This window comes from Xanthomonas sp. NCPPB 3583 (assembly GCF_041475715.2).
Classification (GTDB): Bacteria; Pseudomonadota; Gammaproteobacteria; order Xanthomonadales; family Xanthomonadaceae; genus Xanthomonas; species Xanthomonas euvesicatoria.
Genome location: NZ_CM191263.1, coordinates 2,279,801 through 2,303,946, shown reverse-complemented (window position 1 = coordinate 2,303,946; position 24,146 = coordinate 2,279,801). Strand labels below are relative to the sequence as shown.

Here is a 24,146-nt window from a genome sequence, read left to right as displayed (position 1 = left end):
TCCGACATTCCCCGGCCTTCCGGGGATTTGTCGTTCCGTTACGACCTGGTGTTCCGCCCATGACGCTTGTTGCCCCGACCATCGATGCCCCTACCGCCGCACTGCAGGCCGCTGCATTGGCAGCCGCACAGGCCGAGCGCATCGCGCAAAGCGATGCGGCCAGGCCTGCATTGCGGCGCGTCCGCATGCCGGCCGCGCTGGAACGGCTGGAACACAGCGCACGCGCGGAGCTGCTGGCCCTGATCAACCCGCGCCGTGCATGCAGCGAAGAAGAACTGCTGTTTGCAACCGTGGCCTGGGATCTCGGTCTGGATGGTGCCGCGGTCAGCGGATCGGCGCGGTAAGCCCAGCGCCGCACAGCGGGGCATGCCTCGGCAGGCGCCCCGCTGGTTGTTTCCACTGCCCGAGATTGAGGCCTTTGCGCCCCGCTTTGCCGCCAAGGCGCTTCTGCCGACAAGCAGTGCCCACGCACGCGACACCGCTCACCTGCAGCGTCAGGTGAGCTCTGCCCGCCCGTCTGCGGCGATTCTTATGACTGAACGTGCGCCTTTGATCGCTACCGCGCGATCGGAACGAGCCTGCGCGAGGGAATTGCGCGTCTGCTACGCAGCGTCGCAACTCTCTCACGCCCCTGTTGCGGCACACACTCGAAGTGCGTCTTTGCCGGCTGAGCAACCCAAACCACTTCAGCAGTGGAAGTGGACCCGCCAGTTGCACCGATGCTGATGTGTAGCGTGGCTGCGGGTCCTTGCGCGCGCCTCATCGCAGGACAGATGCATTGCAGCCTGTAAGAGCTTACGCGGCAGCCATGCCGTTCGAGGTCCTGCGATGGCGGGCGCGCAGCGACCGTGGAGATGGTCGCTGCGCGATGTGCGCAGTGCATCGCCCCCTGCTTTTCACTTATCGACCTGCCAACGCTCGGGTGCGATGTCCTCGCCGAGTGCGGGAGCGTTGGCGCGGCATGGAGGTCGCCATCGAACTTCACTAGATGGACCAGCAGCGTGTCCCGCGAGCGGCAAGGCATCGCGCCGCCTTCGACGCCAGGACGTGGTTGTGGCCCTGTCGCTTACGTCAGCTTGAGCGTCGTTGATGCCGCCGCGAAGTATGTGTGGGACGCCCTCATGGCCTGCCCTGTGACTGGTGAGGCCCTGCGTACCCGACCTGACAAGTGATCAGCGGCGTGAGAACGCCGATATGGCTCGCCATGTCTGATGTCTTCGACCCGTTGGGCAATATACACCGACACCTGTAGGGCGGATGCGCCGCGGCTCAAACCCACGCAACGCACTGGGTCAGTTGGCAATCACCAGCCGTGCGCCCAACCGCATGCCGGCGTCGGCTTCGCGCAACCACTGCGCCATGTCGCGCGGCGATAGCGGGCGTGAGTAGAAGTAACCCTGGATTTCGTCGCAGCCCTGCTGGCGCAGCAGTGCATCTTCCTGCACGGTTTCCACGCCTTCTGCGACCACCTGCATGCCCAGGGCATGCCCCAGATGGACGATGGCCTGGGTGACTTCGGCCGTGTTGGCGTCGTCGAGCATGCCCTGCACGAAGCTTCGGTCGATCTTCAGACGCTGTACCGGGAACCGGTTGAGGTAATGCAGGTTCGAGAAGCCGGTGCCGAAGTCGTCCACCGCCAGCAGCACGCCGTTCTGTTCGAACAATTCGAAGCAGCGGCGTAGCGAATCGGAGTCGCGAATCAAGGCAGATTCGGTCAGCTCCAGCTCCAGGCGTGAAGGCGGCCAGCCATTGTCGCGGCAGATTTCCAGCACGCGCTCGGCAAAGCCGCGTTCGCGCAATTGCACCGCAGACACATTCACCGCAACGCGGCTGAAATGCAGCCCGGCCCGATCCCAGACCACGGCCTGACGACACGCTTCGCCGATGACCCACTCGCCCAGACGCACGATCTCGCCGCATTCTTCGGCAATCGGGATGAATTCGACCGGGCTGCAGGGTCCATGGCCAGGGCGATTCCAGCGCATCAGCGCTTCGATCGCCGGCGATGCATCGTCCACGGTGTTGACCAGCGGCTGGTAGACCAGCGTGAATTCTTCGCGCTCGAGCGCGCCTTGCAGCGCATGCTCCAGCTCCAGGCGGCGCTGCGCGCGCAGCAGCACGTCCTGGCTGTAGTAATGGTAGGTATTGCGCCCGGACTCCTTGGCTGCATACATCGCCGCGTCGGCGGCACGCAACAGGCTGTCGAAATCCGACAGCCCTTCGCCCTGCAGCGCGATGCCAATGCTGGCGCCGAGCTTGAGGGTGACGTGCTCCTTGCGCAGCGGCTCGCCCAGCGCAGCAATCAATTTGCGCGCCACGTGGCCGGCATCTTCGGGCTCGGACATATCGCGCAGCAGCACGATGAATTCGTCGTCGCTGAAGCGGCCGAACAGGTCGCTATTACGCAGATGTTGATGCAGGCGCGACGAGGCCAGCTTGAGCAGGTTGTCGCCGGTGGCGTGGCCGAACGAATCGTTGATGCTCTTGAAGCCATCCAGATCGATCAACAGCATTGCCAATGTCTGGCCGCGCTCGCTCGCTTCGCGAATGGCGTTTTCTGCCTGCTCGCGCAACAAGAAGCGGTTCGGCAAACCGGTCAGACGGTCGTAATGGGCAAGCAGCTCGATGCGCTCGTTGGCTTCGCGCTCGCGGGTGATATCGCGGAACAAGGCAACAAACCGCGGCGGCAAGCCCTCACGACGATCCAGTTCGATCAGCACCTGCACCCAGACACGCTGGCCGGAGTTGCGATAGAAACACAGCTCTAGCTGCTCGGGCAGGCCGCCATCGGAGATACGCAGCAGCGCCGCCTCGAAAGCGTCGCGCGAATCCTGCGTATACAGCGACAGCGCCTGCTCCAGGGTGATGTTTTCCTTGCGCAGGCCGTGAATGCGATAGCACTCCTCGGTCCATTGCATGCGCCGGGTGTCGACCTCGATCTCGCAGCCGCCGATCTTGCCCAACGCGGACACGCGATTGAGCAGCTCGGTGCGCCAACGGATCAGCGCGTCGGTCTGGCGTTGTTCGGTGACGTTCTGCAGCTGGCCAAGCACGCGCACCATGCTGCCGTCGCCATCGAACACCGGCTGTGCCCACACGCGCAGATGATGCGGGTTGGCACCGAGCAGGCCGTTGATCTCCATCTCGAAGTGCACCGGCATGCCTTCGTGCTTGATCTTGCGCCAGGCGCTGCGCAGCTGCGCAACCGAAGGCCCAGCCAGCAGGCGCAGGATGTCGCGGATGCCTTGCAGACGAACCTGGGTCATGCCGAGTTGTTGCAGGAAATCCTGCGACACCCACAGCGCATCGTGATGCGAATCCCAGCTCCAGCTTCCCATGCTGGCAATGCGCTGGGCTTCTTCGAGCTGTGCCTGCTGATCGCGCAGCTGCTGCTCGAGCAATTTGTGATGGTGCACGTCGGTATGCGTGCCGACCATGCGCAACGGACGTCCGTCGGCGGTGCGCGATACCACGCGGCCGCGATCCAGGATCCAGCGCCACTGGCCGTCGTGCTGGCGTAGCCGAAATTCGGCCACATAGGTATCGGTACGGCCTTCCAGATGCGCCTGCACCGCCGCGCTGACATGCGCATGGTCTTCCGGATGAATCAGCCCGGACAAGGCAGTGAGATTGTTCGGCAGCGGCTGCTCGGAATAACCGAGCATGCGCGTCCAGCGCTCGGAGCGATACACCACATCGGCCGGAATATCCCAATCCCACAAGCCATGATCGGCGCTGTCCAGGCCTATCTCCCAGCGACTGGTGCCATCGGCACCCTTGGGCTCGGGAATGCTCAGCGTGAATGCCATGATCTGGCCGTGCTCGTCGCAGACCGCACGCAGCCAGCCCTCCAGCCGCCCGCCGCCGGTGCCTGGCAATACGCAGGGCGCCATGCCCCCGCTTTCGGCCAATTGGGCACGGCTGCTTTCCAACACATCGGCGTATGCGCCGAGGGTTGCCGGCAATCCGAGGGATTGCGCAACGCGGTTGGCCGCCAGAGGCTGGCCATGCGCATCCAACAACACCACCGCCGAGGTCAGCGGGTGCTGCAGCATGCTTGCAATGACGCCTGAGTCCACTCTGGAACACTCCGAAGAATCGACCCCGGCCTTCGGAGTCGCAATGGATAACGGCCGTGCCGGCCAATAGTTGAGCCACCTGTTGCGAGCTGGACCGAACCGGCCCGAGTTACGGCTAAGATGGCCGCATCGCCAGCACTCAAGGTCGTCCGCGGATCCATGCAACAGCCCGTCGCCGCGCCCGCATTTTCGTCTGCCCCCGTCTCCTGCCTCCGTCTGGCCGAGCGCCTGCAGCAAGGCTTGTGGACACTGACCGGCCTGTACCTGCTGGTTGGCGTGATCTGGCTGCTGCTGGGCAACCGGCTGCTCAACCTGGCCGGCGCCGCCATGCCGGAGCGCTGGTCGGATGCAAGCTTTCTGGTGCTGTCCAGCATCGTCATCCACCTGGTGCTACGCCGCTTTACCGGCTTGATCGTGGACGAGTACGCCCAGCTGGCGCAGTCCGAGGCGTTGCTGCAAGCCAAGTTCCTGGCATTGCCCAGCCCGGCCTTCATTTACGACCTGGCCACCATGCGCATCCTCGACGCCAATCCGGCGGCGCTGGAATTCTTCGGCTGGGAGCGCGACGAGTTCCTGCAGCAGACGCTGCAGGCGATCTGGCCCAATGCCGATGGCGAGCGGCTGGAAGAGATCATTGCGCAGATCCGTGGCAAGGGGGATGCCACCTGCGTGTTGAACGAAGACCTGATGACGCGCAGCGGCCCGCGGCATGTCGAGGTGCGCAGCAACCAGCTACATCTGGCCAGCGGCCCTGCCCGTCTGGTCGTCACCGTAGATCGCAGCGAAGAGCGCCGGGCGCAGGATCTGCGCGACGAGGCGCTCGAACGCTTGGAAGAGGCGCAAAGCATCGCGCGGCTGGGCTCCTGGCAACTGGATCGCACCACCGGCCTGGGGCGCTATTCGCCGGCGGTCTACCGCCTGCTGGGGCGCAGCGTGCCGATGCACCGTCGTGAGCATCGGCTGGAAGAATTGCTGACCGCCTCTGACAGCGCGACCCAGGTGCGCATCGAACGCATGATCGAAGACATGTGTACCGGTGGCGAGGTGCAGATCGATGTGCTGCTGCCGCTGACCGGTGGCGATTCGCAACCGCGCACGGTGCATCTGCGCGCCGAAAGCGTGACCAGCCCCAGCGGCGTGCGCCATGTGCACGGCACCTTGCAGGACGTGAGCGAACGCGAGCAATCGCGCCGGCTGCTGCGCGAACGCGAGGAGCAGTTTCGCGAGTTGGTGCGCGTGCTGCCCGACGGTGTGCTGATTCTCGCCGACGAGCATGTGATGTATGCCAACGCGGCCGGCTCGGCCCAGTTCGGCTTCCAGGGCGAAACCATCCTGGGCGAACCACTGCAGACCCTGGTGGGCGACAACGACCTGCCGGTGGTGCGCGAATACCTGCGCGCAGGCAGCGATCGCAATGAGCCGGTCTCCAGCGCACGCGCGATGCGTCGTCGCGACGGCAGCACCTTCTACGCAGGTCTGTCGGCCGGCGACATCCGCTACGGCGGACGCAGCTGCAAGTTGCTGGTGGTGCGCGATCTGAGCGAACCCGAGCGCATGCGCGATGCCCTGGCCGAGAGCAATGCCGAACTGCAGGCGATGGCCAAACGTCTGTTTTCGTTGCAGGAAGATGAGCGGCGTGCCATCTCGCGCGACCTGCATGACGACATCGGGCAAGCGATCACTGCGATGAAGTTGTCTGCGCACGCAGCCCTGGATGAGCCGGACGCGGACGCGCGCCGCGAGGACTTGCTGGAAGTCGTGTCGCTGGCCGACACCACGGTGACCAAGCTGCGCAATCTGTCGATGCTGTTGCGCCCGCCACAACTCGATGCCCTGGGCCTGGAGGCAGCGCTGCGTTGGCAGGCATCGATGCTGTTCCGCGCCTCGCAGGTTCGGCTGGAGCTCGATATTCAGGCACTCGAGGAACGGCCGGGCAACGAGATCGAACAGGCCTGCTTCCGGATCGCGCAGGAAAGCCTGACCAATGCGTTGCGGCACGCCTGCGCCGGCGAAGTGCACCTGCGTCTGCATTCGATCGATGGCGACAGTTTCCGCCTGGAAGTCAGCGACGACGGCGATGGGTTCGAGCCGGAGGGTCCGCGTGGGCTGGGACTGATCGTGATGCGTGAGCGTGCGCAAACCGTCGGCGGCACGCTCGCGATAGAATCAGCCCCCGGAGCAGGCACGCGCGTGACGTTGCGCCTGCCCTATCACCCGGTCGGCGAGTCCGTCCACGACGATGGTGGACGTTGAGTCATGTGGAGTCCCGTAATCCCGCCCGGACTGGAAATCGTCAAGCCCACCCGGCTTGGCGCGGGCAACCCCGAATTGCTGCACCTGGTGGATGCGGCCGCGTCCGGCGGCCCGCCGCTGATGATCTTCCACGTCGATATCGATCACTTTGCCTCGATCAACGAGAACATGAGTGGCGAGGTCGGCGACCAGGCGCTGACGCTGGCAGCGCGCAGGCTGCAGGAATTTCTCGGCACGCGCGGCAAGCTGTGGCGCCACGGCAGCGATGAAATGGTGGTTGTAGCGGTGCGCCGCGACGACACGCCCCTGCCGGAAGATTTTGCCGAGGAAATCCGCCAGCAACTGGAACTGCCGCTGTCGGTGCTGCCGTATACCTTGTTCATGACCGGCAAGGTCGGCATCAGCCTGTGTCCGGAACATTCCACCTCATTGTCCACGCTGCTGGATTACGCCGAAGAAGCCAGCTACCAGGCCGCGCGCGAAGGCGGCAACACGGTGCGGCTGTACACGCGCAACTCGGCCACCAACGCGCACAGCGAAAGCATCATTGCGCGGCAGATCGTCGATGCGATTCCGCACGGCGAATTGCGCCTGCGCTACCAGCCGCTGGTGAGTGCGCGCGACGGCCGCATCGTGGGCATGGAAGCGCTGCTGCGCTGGCAATCGCCCACCCTGGGCATGCTGGTGCCGGAACGCTTCATGCGTACCGCCGAGCGCCTGGGCGTGATCGTGCAGATCGGCGAATGGGTATTGCAGAACGCAGTGCGCCAGGCGCGGCTGTGGCGCGACCAGGGTTTCGACGATTTCAGCATTGCAGTGAATGTTTCCACGCTGCAGCTGCTGCGCCCGGGCTTCTTCAACGAAGTGATGGCGATGCTGCAGACCGCCGGTGTGCCGGCGCAGTTCGTCACGCTGGAGATCAACGAAAGCGCGCTGACCAACAACGTCAATTTCGTCCACGAGACGATGGCCAATCTGCGCAACGAAGGCATCAGCCTGAGCCTGGACAACTTCGGCACCGGCGATTCCAGCCTGAGCGCGTTGGTGCGCTACCCGGTGGACCGGCTCAAGATCGACCGCAGCTTCATCAAGAGCGCACCGGCCGGCAGCCGCGAGGCGGCGATCGCGCGCGCTATTATCGCCATGGGCCACCAGCTCGGCATGACGGTGATTGCCAATGGCGTGGAATCGCAGGCGCAGCTGGGCTTTTTGCGCCGCAACGATTGCGACATCTTCCAGGGCTACCTGTTCGGCGAGCCGATGTCAGCCGAGTCGGCCGGCATGGCACTGCGTCGCCGCTACCTGCGCCCGGAATCATTTGCCGAAAGCCGCCCCGACCGCACGCTCTTGCTGCTGGACGACGAAGAAAACGTGCTGCGCTCGCTGGTGCGGCTGTTCCGCCGCGACGGTTACCGGATTCTGGCAGCCGGCAACGTGCGCGACGCCTTCGACCTGCTGGCCACCAACGATGTGCAGGTGATCCTGTCGGACCAGCGCATGAGCGACATGAGCGGCACCGAGTTCCTGGGCCGGGTCAAGATGCTCTACCCGGACACGGTGCGCCTGGTGCTCTCCGGCTACACCGACCTGGCCACCGTCACCGAGGCCATCAACCGCGGCGCGATCTACCGTTTCCTGACCAAGCCCTGGAACGACGACGAGCTGCGCGAGCACATTCGCCAGGCATTCCGCACGCATGATGAGTTGCGTAATGGCCGGGAATAGGGAATCGGGATTGGGGAATCGGTAGAGCAGACCTCTGCGTGTTGTTGCTTCTCAAACACGCAACCAGATCAAGCGAGCGAAAAGCTGCCTTACCGATTCCCGATTCCCAGCGCGTCAGCGCGGCTGCCGGATCGGTAGCGTGATCCTGAAACTGGCACCCTGCCCTGGCGTGCTTTCCACGTCGATGCGGCCGTGGTGCTTGTTGATGATGCCGTAGGAAATCGACAGGCCCAGGCCGGTGCCGCTGCCGACCGGCTTGGTGGTGAAGAATGGGTCGAAGATGCGCTGCAACAGATCCGGGGCGATGCCGGCACCGCTGTCCTGGAACTGGATCCAGACGTTTTCTGCTTCGTCGCGACCGGTGGTCACGGTGATCGTGCCGCGCTCGACGATGGCTTGGCCGGCGTTGAGCAGCATGTTCATGTAGACCTGGTTGAGCTCGGATGGCAGGCACTCCACCAGCGGCAACTCGGCGTAGTTGCGCTCCAGCGTGACCTTGTACTTGAGCTCGTTCCAGATGATGTTGATGGTGGATTCCAGACCCGCATGCAGGTCGACCATCTTCCACGACTCGGACCGGTCCGAGTACGAGAAGTCCTTGAGGTCGCGCACGATGCGGGTCACCCGCTCGATGCCTTCGCGCGATTCGGCCATCAATTGCGGCAGATCGCGGCTGATGAAGTCGATGTCGGCGCGGTTGCGGATTTCGTCGATTTCCGGAATCAGCGCCTTGGGATCCGGCGCCTGCAGCGCGCGCTCGTAGGCTTCGATCAGGGTGAACAAGCTGCGCAGATATTCCTGCAGGCTGCCCAGATTGGAGTGCACATAACCGATCGGATTGTTGATTTCGTGCGCCACGCCTGCGGCCAGCTGGCCGATGGAGGCCATCTTTTCCGATTGCAGCAATTTGTCCTGCGCACCGTTCAGGCGCAGATAGGCCTGGCGCAATTCGGCATGGCGCTGTTGCAGCTCGCGCTCGTAATCCTGCTGGCCTTCGATGTTGTGGAACAGCGCCAGAAAATGCCCGGGCCCGGACTCTTCGTTGTAATACAGATGCGCGATGACCACCCGGTCGGCGACCGGCAGGCTGCCGGTCCAGCTGCCCTTGCTGCGCGCCTGATTGAGTGCGTCCGATGGCAATACCTGCGAAATGCGCTCGCCCAGATTGCGGTCGTCGGTGGGGTCTTCCTTGCACAGGCTCTGGCGTGCGATGGCATTGGCCAGAATCAGCTTGCCGTCTGCGCGGAACAGCAGCAGCCCCTCCATCATCTGGTCGCCGAAGGCGCGCAGGATATCCGGGGAAGGCAGTAAGGCTTGATTGAGAAAAAACTTGGCGGTCACGGGAGCAGGCGGCGTAGAGGATGCCTCAATATACGCCGAACCATTGACGCTCCGTATTGTCGTCTTGCATTACCCGGCGATGGGACGCAGAGCCAACGGCACCTGCCTGCTCGCCCAGGCTTGCCGCACCATCTGCAGCCCGGCGTGCTGCAGAACAGCCTGCAACTCAGGCCACTGCCAACGAACGCCCGCCGCGCAACACGCTCGATTGCCCCTTGGCATCGTAGGACGGCGCACTTTCGGTGCGGCCCAGGTGACGCAGCGCCCAGTTCACTTCGCGGCGCCGGCGTGCCAGCAGCGCGCCATTGGCGCGGTTGGCTTCGGCCAGCTCACGCAGCCGCTCTTCTTCGCCTGCAGGCATCGCCGCTTCCAGCGCTTGCAGCGCCGACAGCTTGTCCTGCGTGTGTCGCATCAGCCCATCGATGTCGTTCTCGAGTAATGCCTGGCGTTCGCCGGCCAGCGCATCGCTGAGACGTTGCAGGAACTCGTTCACGTTCATCCTTTCCGTCGGGGATCAACCCGCCAGTTGCTGATTCAGATCCATCATGCGGCTGGCGATGGCGTCCGGGTTGATGGAATAGCTGCCGTTCTGCAATGCATCCTTCACCGCCTGGACGCGACCGGTGTCGATCGCCGAGGACTGCGAAAGCTCGCGCTGCAGGTTCTGCAGGTTGGTGGCTTCGCCGGTCAACTTGACGCTGTCGGTCGGCGGGGTTGCGGCAACCGGGGACGCGCGGTCTTCGCCGGCCGAAGCGATCTTGCTGCTGGTGGCCGTGGTGCGAAGGGTGGCAGCGGTCGGTAGATTGCCTTCGATTTTCTGGGTCATGTCAGGAACTCCTCTACAGGTCGTAGGGGATAACGGCACCCAGAAAAAAAACTTTATAGAAATTTTTTACCTGGAGACCACAACGGTTCCGCTCGCTTCAACGATGCCCTGCACCACCCGGCGCGAGGACGAATTTTCCACCGATACGCGCTCGTTTTCGCCGGCGTCCGACAGGGCGCGACCACTCATGCGCACCTCCAGCCCGCCATTGCGCGAGACCAGCGGCACGGTGTCGCCGCGCCGGACCAGCCGCTGCGTCACCAGATCGTTGGCCGAGAGCAGCGAGCCGGCCGGCAGGACGCGGCGGGCGGTCTTGCCCACCGCAGCGACCGGGTCGGCAAGCACCGCGCCGACGATGCGGGCGGCGTCACGCTTCTCGATACTGATATCGGCCAGCGAGATGGTTTCTCCAGCGCTGATGCCGCGGCGCAAGACCAGCACGTCCTGGTTGCGACGCACCTTCAAAGGCACGAACAGGCGCCAGCCGGCCGGCTGCGGGCACGCCACTTCCACCGTGTTGGTGCCGGTGGGCTGCGCCTGCAGCGCGACCGGGCAAGCCGGCATGCGCAGACCCGGATCGAGCGTGGCCTCGGCCTCGGCGTCCGGGCCGACGGTGGCCAGCGCCGCAGCACGAATGGAATCGACGGACTGATAGCTCTGGGCCCAGGCCGGAGCGGCAGCCAACAAGATGACAAGCAGGAGCAGACGCATGGGACCAGATCCGGAGGAAGACGGGACAGGCGTTGCAAGCGGCGTGCCTGTTTTTTGCCGGGATTGGGGAATCGGGATTGGGGATTCGTAAAAGCGGCCTTGCGGGTGATTCATTTATCCACTGCCGAAGCCCCTTCACCGACCGGATCTCTTCGACAACCATACCGAGCTCTCAAGGATGCAGAAGCAGCAGCGGCAGACAAACTCGCTAATGCACGCTTTAAGCGAATCCCTAATCCCAAATCACCTCATCCCGGCGCTTGAGCGAATCCCCAATCCCCAATCCCAACAGCGCCCCGACCAACCATAAAGCCCTCAAGTTTCCAGAGGGCGCTGTCGATATCTGCCCCATGACCCACGATCTGCTCAACCGCATCGACCAGCGCACGCGACTGGCTGGCCACAACCGACTGGCCCTGCTGCTGTTCCGGCTGGGCGGACGCCAGCTTTTTGGCGTCAACGTCTTCAAGGTGCAGGAAGTGCTGCGCCGGCCGGAACTGTTCCAGGTGCCTGGCCTGCCGACCGAGTTCGCCGGCGTGGCCGACGTGCGCGGGCGCTCGGTGCCGGTGCTGGATCTGGGCCTGGCCATCGGCCACCCGGAACGCGATTCGCATTCGGAAAACGGCCCCGGCTATTTGGTCGTTGCCGAGTTCAACCGCTCGGTCCAGGGTTTCCTGGTCAGCGGAGTGGAACGCATCGTCAATATCGCGGTGGAAGATATCCACCCGCCGCCGGAATTGGGTGCCGAAGCCACTTATTTGACGGCGGTGACGCGTTTCCAGGGCGAGCTGATCCAGGTCATCGACGTGGAGAGCGTGCTGGCCGATATCGCCAAGGTGAGCAAGGACGTGCAGCTGGATCCCTCGCTGCAGCTGGTGGCCTACGACCGCCAGTTCCAGGTACTGGTGGTGGACGATTCGCGCGTGGCGCGGCAGCAGATCCGCAGCGTGCTCGACCAGTTGGGTGTTTCGGCCACCCTGCTGTCCGATGGCCGCCAGGCGCTGGATCACCTGCTTCAGGTGGCCGCCTCGGGCGAAAACCCGGCCGACCGCTACGCCATGGTGATTTCCGACATCGAAATGCCGGCAATGGACGGCTATACGCTGACGACGGAAATCCGGCGCACGCCGGGCCTGCAAGGCCTGTATGTGCTGTTGCACACCTCCCTGTCGGGCGTGTTCAACAACGCGATGGTCGAGCAGGTGGGCGCCAACGCCTTCGTGGCCAAGTACAGCGCCCATGAACTGGCCGACTATGTGCTGGCCCGCCTGAAAGTGGTCGCAGAAGCGGCCTGAGCAAGACCAAGCGGCTGCCGGGTCGGAGCCGATGGCAGCCACAAGGTGCTGCCCAGCTGCAGAAGCACTGCAGCGCAGAAAGGTGAGGCAAGCGCGTCCACGCGATTCCGACTTCACATCTGCTGATGCCAGACTGCGCCTCGGGACTGTCGAACCTTCCGGCCTGTCGAGTTTGACCGCGCCAATTCCGCGACGGATGGCGTGGCCATCGCGTTTCCGGACAGCAAGCTGCCGTGCGCCGGCAGCGTCGATCATTCTCCGCGTTCCATAGCCCGTACCACCTCGATTGGCACAAACATTGCTTCCTCCCTGGCAACACTTCGCGGGAGAGCACCGTGTCCAGCCCCTTCTCTTCGTTCCTCGGCGTCCATGGCGACGCGTTGACGCTGCGCGAGCAGCGCATGAAGCTCATTGCCAGCAATCTGAGCAATGTGGACACGCCCGGATACAAGGCCAAGGACCTGAACTTCGAGGCGGCGCTGAAGTCGGCGCAGGGCGAGCAGGATGGCGGTCTGCTGCAGACCACCGACGCCAAGCATTACGAAGTGGGCGGCGGCGCCGGGCTCAACCCCTTCCAGTTCGCCCGCGAAGCCGATCAGCCCAGCCTTGACGGCAATACCGTCGATCCCGATGCCGAACGCGCCGCCTACGGCCGCGCCGCGCTGGAATACCGCGCGTCGCTGAGCTTCCTCGAATCCAAGGTGCGCTCGATGCTCACCGCGATCACGGGCCAATAAGTCATGAGCAATCTTCCCATCTTCGATGTGGCCGGCTCGGCGCTGCACGCGCAGTCGGTGCGCCTGAGCACCATTGCCTCCAACCTGGCCAACGCCGATTCGGTCGCAGGCTCGGCCGAGGCGACCTACAAGCCGATCGAGCCGATCTTCCAGGCCCAGCAAAGCCGCCAGGACCCCAGCCTGACCTCGGTGAACGTCAAAGAGATCACCACCACCAATGCGCCGCCGATCCGCCGCTACGAACCCGGCCACCCGCTGGCTGACGCCGACGGCTACGTGTTCTCGCCCGACGTGGATCCGGTCTCGCAGATGGTCAACATGATTTCCGCCTCGCGCAATTACCAGGCAGGCGTGGAAATGCTCAATACCGCCAAGGAACTGGCGCTCGCGACCCTCACCATGGGTCGCTGACCCTTCCTAGCTGACCCTTACCAACGGAATACTCCACATGAGCACGATCGGCAGCGATCTCTACAAAAGCCTTGGCCTGAGTACCAGCAGCACCGTCGCCAAGAAGGAGGAGGCACTCGGCCAGGCCGACTTCCTCAAACTGATGACCGAACAGCTGCAGCATCAAGACCCGCTCAAGCCGATGGAAAACAGCGCGTTTCTCGGGCAATTGGCGCAGTTTTCCACCGTGCAGGGCATTGGCGACCTCAATACCAAGGTCAGCAACTTTTCCGATTCGATGAACAGCGACCAGGTGCTCAAGGGCGCGGCGCTGGTTGGCCACAACGTGCTGGTGCCCTCGGCGCAGGTAGCGATCGATGCCACCGGCTCGGCCAAGGGCGTGGTGGCCGCGACTTCGGCCGGTTTCGTCAATTTCGAAATCACCGACGCCAACGGCACCTTCGTCAAACAGATCAGCGTGCCGGCCAGCGCCGCCGGTGAGGTGTCCTTCGACTGGGATGGCACCGACGCAAACGGCAATCGCATGGCGGCCGGCAAATACGGCGTGACTGCCACCCAGACCGACACCGCCGGCTCCAAAAGCAAGTTGTCTACCTATGTCCAGGCACCGGTGGACAGCGTCACGATCGGCTCGGACGGGTTGTATCTCAACCTGACCGGGCTAGGCACTTCCCCGCTCGCCAACGTGCTCCGCGTCAGCTGAGCCGGCAACCAACACCTAAAGGAACTCATCCATGGGCTTCAATACCTCGTTGTCCGGCATCAACGCAGCCAATGCCGATCTGAACGTCACCTCCAACAACATCGCCAACGTCAACACGACCGGGTTCAAGGAATCACGCGCCGAATTTGCCGACATGTTCCAGAGCACCAGCTATGGCCTGTCGCGCAATGCGGTCGGTTCGGGCGTGCGCGTCAGCAACGTGGCGCAGCAGTTCTCGCAGGGCAATATCGACCCGACCGGGCGCAGCCTGGACCTGGCGGTCTCCGGCGAAGGCTTCTTCACTGTCTCGTCCAACGGCGCCAAGATGTACACCCGCGCCGGCAATTTCCAGACCGATGCCAACGGCTATGTGGTCAACCCGCAGGGCGCACGCCTGCAGGTGTTCGCGCCCAATCCCAGCGGCAACGGGTTTGACGTAGGCCGCCTGTCGGACCTGCAGTTGCTGACCACCGACAGCCCGCCAAAATCCACCTCCACGGTCAACCTGGCCTTCACCCTGCCCGGCAATGCCACCGCGCCGACGGTGACCCCGTTCAACCCGGCCGACGACAAGACCTATAGCCATTCCACCGGCGGCATCAATGTCTACGATTCGCTGGGCGTCAGCCATGTGCAGACCTCCTACTTCGTCAAGACCGCCAACCCCAACGAGTGGCAGGTCTACAACTACGTGGACGGGGCTGCGGTCGGTGCCCCGACCACCCTGCAGTTCTCCGATACCGGCGCGCTGACCACCCCGGCCAACGGCATCATCGCGATGGACCCGTTCACCCCGAGCACCGGCGCGGGCGTGCTGAACATGCAGCTCAACGTCACTGGCTCCACCCAGTACGGCGAAGCCTTCGCCCTGCGCGATACGCGCCAGGACGGCTACGCCAGCGGCAAGCTCAACGAAATCAGCATCGACACCAGCGGCGTGGTGTTCGCGCGCTATTCCAACGGTGCCGACAAGCCGCTGGGCCAGGTGGCGCTGAGCAGCTTCGTCAACCCGCAGGGCCTGCAGTCGCAGGGCAACAACATGTGGGCCGAGAGCTACACCTCCGGTGCCGCCCGCACCGGCGCGCCGGACACCTCGGACCTGGGCCAGATCGAATCCGGCTCGCTGGAAGCCTCCACGGTGGACCTGACCGAGCAGCTGGTGAACATGATCGTGGCCCAGCGCAACTTCCAGGCCAACTCGCAGATGATCTCGACCCAGGACCAGGTCACCCAGACGATCATCAATATTCGTTAAAAGCCGGGATTGGTGATTCGGGATTAGGGATTGGTAAAAGCCGGCACTCCGTCAATCGGTGACCGGCCCTGCCCCCTCAAATCCCGAGTCGCAACAGTCCGCCTTTACGAATCCCCAATCCCGAATCTCAAGTCTCGGTGTCCCATGGATAAAGCTCTCTACGTCGCGATGACCGGTGCCCGCGCCTCACTGCAGGCGCAAAGCACCGTCTCGCACAATCTCGCCAATGTCGATACGGTGGGATTCAAGGCCGCGTTGGCCAACACCGAGGCGTTCAAGATCCAGGGCAAGGGCTATCCGTCGCGGATCGATGCGCTGCATGTAGACCAAGGGTTCGATCGTAGCCAGGGCCATCAGAAGGTCACCGGCAACCCGCTGGACGTGTCGCTGCAACAGGACCGCTGGTTGGCGGTGCAGTCGCCCGACGGCAGCGAGGCCTACACCCGCAACGGCGAATTGGCGCTCACCGCCAATGGCCAACTGGTCACCGCCAACGGGCATGCCGTGCTGGACGAAGGCGGCAACCCGATGACCATCCCACCGCACCAGGCGATGGAAATCGGCAGCGACGGAAGCATCTCCATCATTCCGCAGGGCGAAGGCCCGCAGACCATGGCCATCGTCGGCAAGATGAAGGTGGTGGATGCGCCCGCCGACCGTTTGACGCGGCGCCCCGACGGGCTGATGCGCAACACCAGCACCGACCCGGCACAGGCGTTTGCGGTGGCCACCGGCAAGACCGTCAACAGCGGCATGCTGGAAGGCAGCAACGTGGACGCGGCCGGCGCGCTGGTGGAAATGATCCAGTTGCAGCGGCAGTTCGAAATGCAGGTCAAGATCATCAAGAACGGCGACGACAATGCGCAATCGGCCAATTCGCTGTTGCGGGTGAGCGGCTAAGCGCCACTGGCGCCCACGGCCGCACCGTCGGTTGGCTCGCCGCTCTGCCGAGCACCTTGATGGCCGCCGCCCGGGTTCGCTGCAGAGCGGCTGGTTTGTGACTTGGCTGCAGGGTCCTTGCCCGCCCACCATCGCGGGACACGCCGCAAGTACGTCCTTGTAGGCTCTTACGCGGCATCCATGCCGCGTAAGGTCCCGCGACAGTGGGCGGGCAAGGACCTGTCGAGATGGTCGGTGCGCATGGTGCACACAATGCCTGACGTGGCTGCTGGGATCACGGCCCATCCAGTCATCTTCTCCATGCAGGCCTCAGGCCTGGCAATGGACAAGTTTTAAGGGAGGAACCGACAAACTCTCTGGTGCGGTGTCCTCGCCGCTTGCGGGACCGTTGGCGGCATGGATGCCGCCATCGAGCCCCCAGGGATGGGTTCACGGCGTGTCCCGCGAGCGGTGAGGGCACCGCACACTCGACCGACTCAGAGTTTGCCCTGATCCAGGACCACGCTAACAAGAAGCGGCTAACAAACTCCACCGCTCTCCGCCAAGCGAGCAAGACGCTACAACCGGCAACCTGCAACAGACCTCCAAGCGGATCTATCACGCAGCCCCACCGCTGCCGCTAGCTGCCGCCCCTGCCCCACGCAGCTCGCCCCCCCCCCCACCCCACGTGACCCACTGCACACCCGGCAGAAATCCGACGCGGGTTTGGCACGGCACGTGCATATACCCACCCGTACCCGGAACACATCCCCGGGTCTAACGAGGAATCGGGTCATGAATCAGGCTTTGTGGGTCGCCAAAACCGGACTGGATGCGCAGCAGACGCGCATGTCGGTCATTTCCAACAACCTGGCCAATACCAATACCACCGGCTTCAAGCGCGACCGTGCCGCGTTCGAAGACCTGTTGTACCAACAGGTGCGTGCGCCCGGCGGCTCGACCTCCGCGCAGACGCAGCTGCCGACCGGCCTGCAACTGGGTACCGGCGTGCGCGTGGTGTCCACCTTCAAGGGGTTCGACCAGGGCAGCCAGCAGCAGACCGGCCGCGCGCTGGACGTGATGGTCAACGGTCGCGGTTTCTTCGAAGTGCAGATGCCCGACGGCACCTCCGCCTACACCCGCGACGGCACCTTCCAGATCAACGCCCAGGGCGAACTGGTCACCAACAGCGGCTACCCGCTGCAGCCGGGCATCCAGGTGCCGGAAGGCGCGCAGTCGCTGACCATCGGCAACGACGGCACCATCAGCGTGACGCTGGCCGGCCAGGCCGCCGCGCAGGAAATCGGCGCATTGACGCTGACCGACTTCATCAATCCCTCGGGCCTGCAGGCCAAGGGCGAAAACCTGTTCGTCGAAACCACCGCTTCGGGCCCCGCACAAAACGGCACGCCTGGCCTCAACGGCCTGGGCACCACCGTGCAGGGCGCGCTGGAAGGCAGCAACGTCAATACGGTGGAAGAGCTGGTGAGCATGATCGAGACGCAGCGCGCCTACGAAATGAATGCCAAGGCCATCTCCACCACCGACTCGATGCTCGGTTACTTGAACAACAACGTCTGATCGGCTCGCCGCTCCTCGCCCTCTCAGGAATCAACGCCATGTCACGCCTGCCTTCTCTCTCCCGCCTGTGCCTCGCCATTGCCTGCAGCGCGCTGCTGGGTGGCTGCGTGGCCGCCGGCGATGTACGTCCGTTCGCCGAACTGGCGCCGATCGTGCCGGTGGTGGCACCGGTGGCGCAGCCGACGGCCGGTGCGATCTACGCCGCCGGCCCCAGCCTGAACCTGTATGGCGATCGCCGTGCCCGCGATGTCGGCGATCTGCTGACGGTGAACCTGGTCGAAAGCACTACCGCCTCGTCCACCGCCAACACCAGCATCAGCAAGAAGGACGCCACTACCATGGGCGCGCCGACGCTGCTGGGCGCACCGCTCACCGTGGGTGGCTTGAATGTGCTGGAAAACAGCACCAGCGGCGACCGCAGCTTTGCCGGCAAGGGCAACACCGCACAGAGCAACCGCATGCAGGGCAGCGTCACCGTCACCGTGATGCAACGCCTGCCCAACGGCAACCTGGTGATCCAGGGGCAGAAGAACCTGCGCCTGACCCAGGGCGACGAACTGGTGCAGGTGCAAGGCATCGTGCGCGCCGCCGACATCGCCCCGGACAACACCGTGCCCTCCAGCAAGGTCGCCGACGCCCGCATCGCTTACGGCGGCCGCGGCGCGATCGCGCAGTCCAATGCAATGGGCTGGCTGAGCCGCTTCTTCAATTCCCGTCTGTCGCCCTACTGAGCCTGCGACCATGAACCTGTCTTCCCTGCCCTTCCGTCTGCTGGCTGCCGCCGTCGCGCTGTGCGCGATTGCCGCGCCGGCCAGCGCCGAGCGCATCAAGGATCTTGCCCAGGTCGGCGGCGTGCGCGGCAACGCGCTGGTCGGCTACGGCCTGGTGGTTGGCCTGGACGGCAGCGGCGACCGTACCAGCCAGGCACCCTTCACCGTGCAGAGCCTGAAGAACCTGCTCGGCGAGCTGGGCGTCAATGTTCCGGCGAACGTCAACCCGCAGCTGAAAAACGTCGCGGCCGTGGCCATCCATGCCGAATTGCCGCCGTTCGCCAAGCCCGGCCAGCCCATCGACATCACCGTTTCCTCGATCGCCAACGCGGTGTCGCTGCGTGGCGGCTCGCTGCTGATGGCACCGCTGAAAGGCGCCGATGGCCAGGTCTATGCGATGGCGCAGGGCAACCTGGTCGTTGGCGGCTTCGGTGCGCAAGGCAAGGACGGCTCGCGCGTTTCGGTCAATGTGCCCAGCGTCGGGCGCATTCCCAACGGCGCCACCGTCGAACGTGCATTGCCGGACGTGTTCGCCGGTACCGGCGAGATCACCCTCAACCTGCACCAGAACGACTTCACCACCGTCTCGCGCATGGTCGCGGCGATCGACAGCAGCTTCGGCGCCGGCACCGCGCGTGCGGTCGACGGCGTGACCGTGGCGGTGCGCTCGCCGACCGACCCGGGTGCGCGGATCGGCCTGTTGTCGCGGCTGGAAAACGTCGAGCTCTCCCCGGGCGATGCACCGGCCAAGGTGGTGGTCAATGCGCGTACCGGCACCGTGGTCATCGGCCAGCTGGTGCGGGTGATGCCGGCCGCCATCGCGCATGGCTCGCTCACCGTCACCATCAGCGAAAACACCAACGTCAGCCAGCCGGGCGCCTTCAGTGGCGGCCGCACTGCGGTGACCCAGCAATCGACGATCACGGCCACCTCCGAAGGCAGCCGCATGTTCAAGTTCGAAGGCGGCACCACGCTCGATCAGATCGTACGCGCAGTCAACGAAGTGGGCGCCGCGCCCGGCGACCTGGTGGCCATCCTGGAAGCGCTCAAGCAAGCCGGTGCGCTGACGGCGGAGCTAGAGGTGATCTGACATGCGTATCGCAGCCTCGCCCATTGATCTCAACCCGAGCACCAAGGCCGATCCGGCAAAGATCGACAAGGTCTCCCGTCAGCTCGAAGGTCAGTTCGCGCAGATGCTGGTCAAGAGCATGCGCGATGCGAGCTCCGGCGACCCGATGTTTCCGGGCCAAAACCAGATGTTCCGCGAAATGTACGACCAGCAGATGGCCAAGGCGTTGACCGACGGCAAGGGGCTGGGGCTGTCGGCGATGATCTCCAAGCAGCTCAGTGGCGACACTGGCGGCCCGGCCTTGAACACCTCGTTGAACACTGCCGAAGCGGCCAAGGCGTACGCCCTGGTTGCCGGCAAGCGCGACGCCTCGTTGCCGCTGCCCGCCCGCGACGGCGCGGCCACCGGCATCACGACCAGCAGCGTGGCGAAGGCGGCCCTGGGCGCAGGCAACTTGAGCGGCATCGGCATGAGCCAGGTGCTGGATCTGATTGCCGGGCGTACCGGCGCTGGCGAAGCCGGCAGCGACGATGCTGCAGCACTGAGCTGGCCGTCGGCCAACGATCGCTGGGCCGATGTGGCCGCCAGCGATGCAGCCGATGCCAATGCCGCGGTCAATGCGAGCGCCGCCAGCAGCGCCGCTGCCAGCCTGGGCGAGCGCACCCCGGAAGGCTTTGTCGCCAAGATCTGGACGCATGCGCAAAAGGCTGCGCGCGAACTTGGCGTGGACCCGCGCGCGCTGGTGGCCCAGGCCGCATTGGAAACCGGTTGGGGCCGTCGCGGCATCGGCAACGGTGGCGACTCCAACAACCTGTTCGGCATCAAGGCCACCGGCTGGAGCGGCGACAAGGTCACCACCGGCACCCACGAATACGTCAACGGCGTCAAAACCACCGAAACCGCCGATTTCCGCGCCTATGGCTCGGCCGAGGAGAGTTTTGCCGACTACGTGCGGCTGCTGAAGAACAACAGCCGTTACCAGCCCGCGCTGCAGGCCGGCACCGATATCAGGGGTTTTGCACGCGGCTTGCAACAAGCCGGATACGCCACCGATCCGGGCTATGCGGCCAAGATCGCGGCGATCGCCAACGGCCCGACCATCGACCGTGCGGTGGCCGCCATCGGCAATGCGGCGGCCGATCTGTCCAACCGCTATGCCAGTACCGCCGAGCCGGCCGGGCTCGGCACCATCCGTCGCTGAGGTAAACGCTCATGTCCATCATGTCCACCGGGACCAGCGCGCTCATCGCCTTCCAACGGGCGTTGTCGACCGTTAGCCATAACGTCGCCAACATCAATACCGAAGGCTATAGCCGCCAACGTGTGGAATTTGCAACGCGCACGCCCACCGACATGGGCTACGCGTTCGTGGGCAATGGCGCCAAGATCACCGATGTGGGCCGGGTCGCCGACCAGCTGGCCATCTCGCGCCTGCTCGACAGCGGCGGCGAACTCTCGCGCCTGCAGCAGCTGTCCTCGCTGTCCAACCGCGTCGACGCGCTGTACTCCAACACCGCCACCAACGTGGCCGGGCTGTGGTCGAATTTCTTCGATTCCACCAGCGCGGTGTCGTCCAACGCCTCCTCCACCGCCGAGCGCCAGAGCATGCTCGACAGCGGCAATTCGCTGGCGACGCGCTTCAAGCAGCTCAACGGGCAGATGGACAGCCTGAGCAACGAAGTCAACAGCGGGTTGACCTCCTCGGTGGACGAAGTCAACCGCTTGACGCAGCAGATCGCCAAGCTCAACGGCACCATCGGCAGCAGTGCCCAGGCGGCAGCGCCGGACATGCTGGATCAGCGCGACGCGCTGGTGAGCAAGCTGGTCGGTTTTACCGGCGGCACGGCGGTGATCCAGGACGGCGGCTTCATGAATGTTTTCACCGCCGGCGGCCAGCCGCTGGTGGTCGGTACCACCTCTTCCAAACTCGTCACCGTTGCCGACCCGTATCAGCCGACCAAGCTGCAGGTGGCGATGCAGACCCAAGGCCAGAACGTCAGCCTCAGCGCCAGTTCGCTGGGCGGCCAGATCGGCGGTCTGCTGGAATTTCGCAGCAGCGTGCTGGAGCCGACCCAGGCCGAACTCGGCCGCCTGGCCGTGGGCATGGCCAGCACCTTCAATGCCGGCCACAGCCAGGGGATGGACTTGTATGGCGCGATGGGCGGGAACTTCTTCAATATCGGTTCGCCCGCCGTTGCCGCCAATCCGAGCAATACCGGCAGCGCATCGCTGAGCGCCAGTTTCAGCAACGTGAGCGCCGTTGACGGCCAGAACGTCACGCTCAGCTTCGACGGCACCACCTGGAAAGCCATCAACGCCAGTACCGGCTCTGCCGTGCCGATGACCGGTACCGGCACCGCCGCCGACCCGCTGGTGCTCAATGGCGTCAGCATGGTGGTGGGCGGCACGCCGGCCAGCGGCGACAAGTTCCTGCTGCAGCCCACCGCCGGGCTGGCCGGCAGCCTGTCGGTGGCCATTACCGATCCCTCGCGGATTGCCGCCGCCACCCCGGTCAAGGCCACCGCCACGGTCGCCAACCTGGGCACCGGCAAGATCAGCGACGTCAAGGTCACCAATGCGCAGAACCCCGCGCTGCTGACCCCCTCGTCGATCGAGTTCATCGACGCCAACCAGTACACCATCGATGGCGCCGGCCCGTTCGCCTACACCGCCGGCCAGACCATCAGCGCCAACGGCTGGAGCTTCGCGCTGGACGGCGCGCCCAAGGCCGGCGACACCTTCGGCGTCGGCCCAATGGGCGCAGGCTCCAGCGACAACGGCAATGCCAAATTGCTGGCCAACATCGACGATGCCAAGGCGCTCAGCGGCGGCACGGTCACCCTCAATGGCGCGCTCTCCGGCCTGACCACCTCGGTCGGTTCGGCCGCGCGTGCGGCCAGCTATTCGGCCGATGCGCAGAAGGTCATCAACGACCAGGCGCAGGCCAGCCGCGACTCGATTTCCGGCGTCAACCTCGATGAGGAAGCCGCCAACATGCTGAAGCTGCAACAGGCCTACCAGGCCGCCGCACAGATGATCTCTACCGCCGACACCGTCTTCCAAGCCATCCTGGGTGCCGTACGCTGATGACCGACCGTATCTCCACCAGCATGATGTACAGCCAGTCGGTCGCCTCGATGGGCGCCAAGCAGTCGCGGCTGAACCAGCTCGAATCGCAGCTCTCCAGTGGGCAGCGCCTGGTCACCGCCAAGGACGACCCGGTGGCTGCAGGCACGGCGGTCGGCCTGGACCGTGCCCTGGCGGCGATCACGCGCTTCGGCGAAAACGCCAACAACGTGCAGAACCGGCTCGGGCTGCAGGAAAACGCGCTGTCGCAAGCCGGCGACAAAATGGCGCGCGTCACCGAATTGGCGGTGCAGGCCAGCAATTCTTCGCTCAGCCCCGATGACCGCAAGGCGATCGCCTCGGAACTGACAGCGCTGCGCGAGAGCATGGTGAGCCTGGCCAACAGCACCGACGGCACCGGACGCTACCTGTTCGGCGGCACCGCCGATGGCAGTGCGCCTTTCATCAAGAGCAATGGCAGCGTCACCTACAACGGCGACCAGACCCAGAAGCAGGTCGAAGTGGCGCCGGACACCTTCGTCAGCGACACCCTGCCCGGCAGCGAAATCTTCATGCGCATCCGCACCGGCGACGGCACCGTGGATGCGCACGCCAACGCCGCCAACACGGGGACCGGCTTGCTGCTGGATTTCAGCCGCGACGCGAGCACCGGCAGCTGGAACGGTGGAAGTTACAGCGTGCAGTTCACCGCCGCCGACACCTATGAAGTGCGCGACAGCACCAATACGGTGGTCGGCACCGGCACCTACAAGGAGGGCGAAGACATCAACGCCGCCGGCGTGCGCATGCGCATCAGCGGCGCCCCGGCGGTGGGCGACAGTTTCCAGATTGGCGCCTCCGGCACCAAGGATGTGTTCTCCACCATCGATGACCTGGTCGGCGCGCTCAACTCCGATACGCTGACCGCGCCGCAGAAGGCTGCGATGATCAACACGCTGCAGTCGTCCATGCGCGACATCACCCAGGCGTCTTCGAAGATGATCGATGCGCGCGCCTCCGGCGGCGCGCAGTTGTCGGCCATCGACAATGCCAACTCATTGCTTGAATCCAACGAAGTCACGCTCAAGACCAGCCTGTCGTCGATCCGCGACCTGGATTACGCCTCGGCGATTGGGCAGTACCAACTCGAGAAGGCCTCGTTGCAGGCCGCTCAAACGATTTTTCAGCAGATGCAGTCCTCGTCGTTGTTCAACATCATCCGCTGATTTTGCCGCAGAAAACCTGGGTTTTCTTCGCTCCTGCGCGTCAGCGCTTGCGCAGGCGGACGGAGTTTATTTTTCGAAGAGTTATACCAACGCTAAAGATTGGCGGGGTGCTGCCGAATAAACCAAACCCCTTGATACACAACGCTTACGTATTTCGTCCCGACGCAGAAAGACAGTAAAAAATACTGAATTTCGCTAAAGGTTCCCGACGCAACGCCG

General features: G+C 64.4%; 20 protein-coding genes. 15 read left to right on the top strand and 5 right to left on the bottom strand.

Annotated elements, in window-relative coordinates; genetic code table 11:
• Window positions 1-59: 59 nt before the first annotated feature.
• Window positions 60-344, top strand: a complete 285-nt coding sequence (locus ACCQ07_RS10140) for a hypothetical protein (RefSeq protein WP_011347295.1) — start codon at window positions 60-62, stop codon at window positions 342-344.
• Between the two features lie 948 nt (window positions 345-1,292).
• Here the strand turns inward: ACCQ07_RS10140 and ACCQ07_RS10135 are convergent.
• Window positions 1,293-4,079 carry a sensor domain-containing protein gene (locus ACCQ07_RS10135; RefSeq protein ID WP_011347293.1) on the bottom strand — a complete coding sequence of 929 codons (2,787 nt, stop codon included), beginning with the start codon at window positions 4,077-4,079 and terminating at the stop codon, window positions 1,293-1,295.
• A gap of 120 nt (window positions 4,080-4,199) precedes the next feature.
• On the opposite strand from ACCQ07_RS10135, the gene ACCQ07_RS10130 reads away from it, so the two are divergent.
• Together ACCQ07_RS10130 and ACCQ07_RS10125 are read left to right on the top strand one after the other, a co-directional pair.
• Window positions 4,200-6,332 (top strand): sensor histidine kinase, encoded by a 2,133-nt coding sequence (locus tag ACCQ07_RS10130; RefSeq protein WP_008575789.1) that lies wholly within the window; start codon window positions 4,200-4,202, stop codon window positions 6,330-6,332.
• Window positions 6,333-6,335: 3 nt separating this feature from the next.
• Window positions 6,336-8,057 carry an EAL domain-containing protein gene (locus ACCQ07_RS10125; RefSeq protein ID WP_008575790.1) on the top strand — a complete coding sequence of 574 codons (1,722 nt, stop codon included), beginning with the start codon at window positions 6,336-6,338 and terminating at the stop codon, window positions 8,055-8,057.
• A 114-nt stretch (window positions 8,058-8,171) separates the two neighbouring features.
• Here ACCQ07_RS10125 and ACCQ07_RS10120 read toward each other — a convergent pair whose 3' ends face one another.
• The 4 genes from ACCQ07_RS10120 to flgA all read right to left on the bottom strand — a co-directional run bounded on the left by ACCQ07_RS10120 (window position 8,172) and on the right by flgA (window position 10,935).
• On the bottom strand, window positions 8,172-9,398 hold the full coding sequence (locus tag ACCQ07_RS10120; protein ID WP_008575791.1) for an ATP-binding protein: 1,227 nt from the start codon (window positions 9,396-9,398) through the stop codon (window positions 8,172-8,174).
• A 166-nt stretch (window positions 9,399-9,564) separates the two neighbouring features.
• Entirely contained in the window at window positions 9,565-9,897 is a 333-nt protein-coding gene (locus ACCQ07_RS10115; RefSeq protein WP_003482942.1) for a flagella protein, read from the bottom strand.
• A gap of 15 nt (window positions 9,898-9,912) precedes the next feature.
• Window positions 9,913-10,224: a flagellar biosynthesis anti-sigma factor FlgM gene (flgM, locus tag ACCQ07_RS10110; protein WP_003482943.1), complete on the bottom strand. Its 312-nt coding sequence runs from the start codon at window positions 10,222-10,224 to the stop codon at window positions 9,913-9,915.
• 66 nt (window positions 10,225-10,290) lie between these two features.
• The gene (gene flgA, locus ACCQ07_RS10105; RefSeq protein ID WP_218557528.1) at window positions 10,291-10,935 is read right to left on the bottom strand and encodes a flagellar basal body P-ring formation chaperone FlgA; all 645 of its coding nucleotides are present in this window, start codon (window positions 10,933-10,935) and stop codon (window positions 10,291-10,293) included.
• A 350-nt stretch (window positions 10,936-11,285) separates the two neighbouring features.
• On the opposite strand from flgA, the gene ACCQ07_RS10100 reads away from it, so the two are divergent.
• The 12 genes from ACCQ07_RS10100 (at window position 11,286) to flgL (ending at window position 23,927) form a co-directional block, all read left to right on the top strand.
• Entirely contained in the window at window positions 11,286-12,230 is a 945-nt protein-coding gene (locus tag ACCQ07_RS10100) for a chemotaxis protein CheV (RefSeq protein WP_003482947.1), read from the top strand.
• A gap of 335 nt (window positions 12,231-12,565) precedes the next feature.
• Window positions 12,566-12,967: a flagellar basal body rod protein FlgB gene (gene flgB / locus ACCQ07_RS10095; protein ID WP_218502557.1), complete on the top strand. Its 402-nt coding sequence runs from the start codon at window positions 12,566-12,568 to the stop codon at window positions 12,965-12,967.
• Window positions 12,968-12,970: 3 nt separating this feature from the next.
• Window positions 12,971-13,378 (top strand): flagellar basal body rod protein FlgC, encoded by a 408-nt coding sequence (gene flgC, locus ACCQ07_RS10090; protein ID WP_005914451.1) that lies wholly within the window; start codon window positions 12,971-12,973, stop codon window positions 13,376-13,378.
• Window positions 13,379-13,415: 37 nt separating this feature from the next.
• Window positions 13,416-14,081: a flagellar hook assembly protein FlgD gene (locus ACCQ07_RS10085; protein ID WP_005914450.1), complete on the top strand. Its 666-nt coding sequence runs from the start codon at window positions 13,416-13,418 to the stop codon at window positions 14,079-14,081.
• A 31-nt stretch (window positions 14,082-14,112) separates the two neighbouring features.
• Window positions 14,113-15,336: a flagellar hook protein FlgE gene (gene flgE, locus ACCQ07_RS10080; protein ID WP_003482957.1), complete on the top strand. Its 1,224-nt coding sequence runs from the start codon at window positions 14,113-14,115 to the stop codon at window positions 15,334-15,336.
• Window positions 15,337-15,480: 144 nt separating this feature from the next.
• A complete protein-coding gene (gene flgF / locus ACCQ07_RS10075; protein ID WP_005914448.1) occupies window positions 15,481-16,236 on the top strand; it encodes a flagellar basal-body rod protein FlgF in 756 nt (251 codons plus the stop codon).
• 774 nt (window positions 16,237-17,010) lie between these two features.
• The gene (flgG, locus tag ACCQ07_RS10070) at window positions 17,011-17,796 is read left to right on the top strand and encodes a flagellar basal-body rod protein FlgG (protein ID WP_003482961.1); all 786 of its coding nucleotides are present in this window, start codon (window positions 17,011-17,013) and stop codon (window positions 17,794-17,796) included.
• Window positions 17,797-17,834: 38 nt separating this feature from the next.
• Window positions 17,835-18,527: a flagellar basal body L-ring protein FlgH gene (gene flgH, locus ACCQ07_RS10065; RefSeq protein WP_005914445.1), complete on the top strand. Its 693-nt coding sequence runs from the start codon at window positions 17,835-17,837 to the stop codon at window positions 18,525-18,527.
• 10 nt (window positions 18,528-18,537) lie between these two features.
• Window positions 18,538-19,656, top strand: coding sequence for a flagellar basal body P-ring protein FlgI (locus ACCQ07_RS10060; RefSeq protein WP_007971976.1), 1,119 nt, complete (start codon window positions 18,538-18,540; stop codon window positions 19,654-19,656).
• Between the two features lies 1 nt (window position 19,657).
• Window positions 19,658-20,836, top strand: a complete 1,179-nt coding sequence (locus ACCQ07_RS10055; protein ID WP_372364044.1) for a flagellar assembly peptidoglycan hydrolase FlgJ — start codon at window positions 19,658-19,660, stop codon at window positions 20,834-20,836.
• A gap of 11 nt (window positions 20,837-20,847) precedes the next feature.
• Entirely contained in the window at window positions 20,848-22,722 is a 1,875-nt protein-coding gene (gene flgK, locus ACCQ07_RS10050) for a flagellar hook-associated protein FlgK (RefSeq protein WP_127165325.1), read from the top strand.
• Window positions 22,722-23,927 (top strand): flagellar hook-associated protein FlgL, encoded by a 1,206-nt coding sequence (flgL, locus tag ACCQ07_RS10045; protein WP_003482970.1) that lies wholly within the window; start codon window positions 22,722-22,724, stop codon window positions 23,925-23,927. The genes flgK and flgL overlap by 1 nt, the downstream gene beginning before the upstream one ends.
• Window positions 23,928-24,146 lie beyond the last annotated feature (219 nt).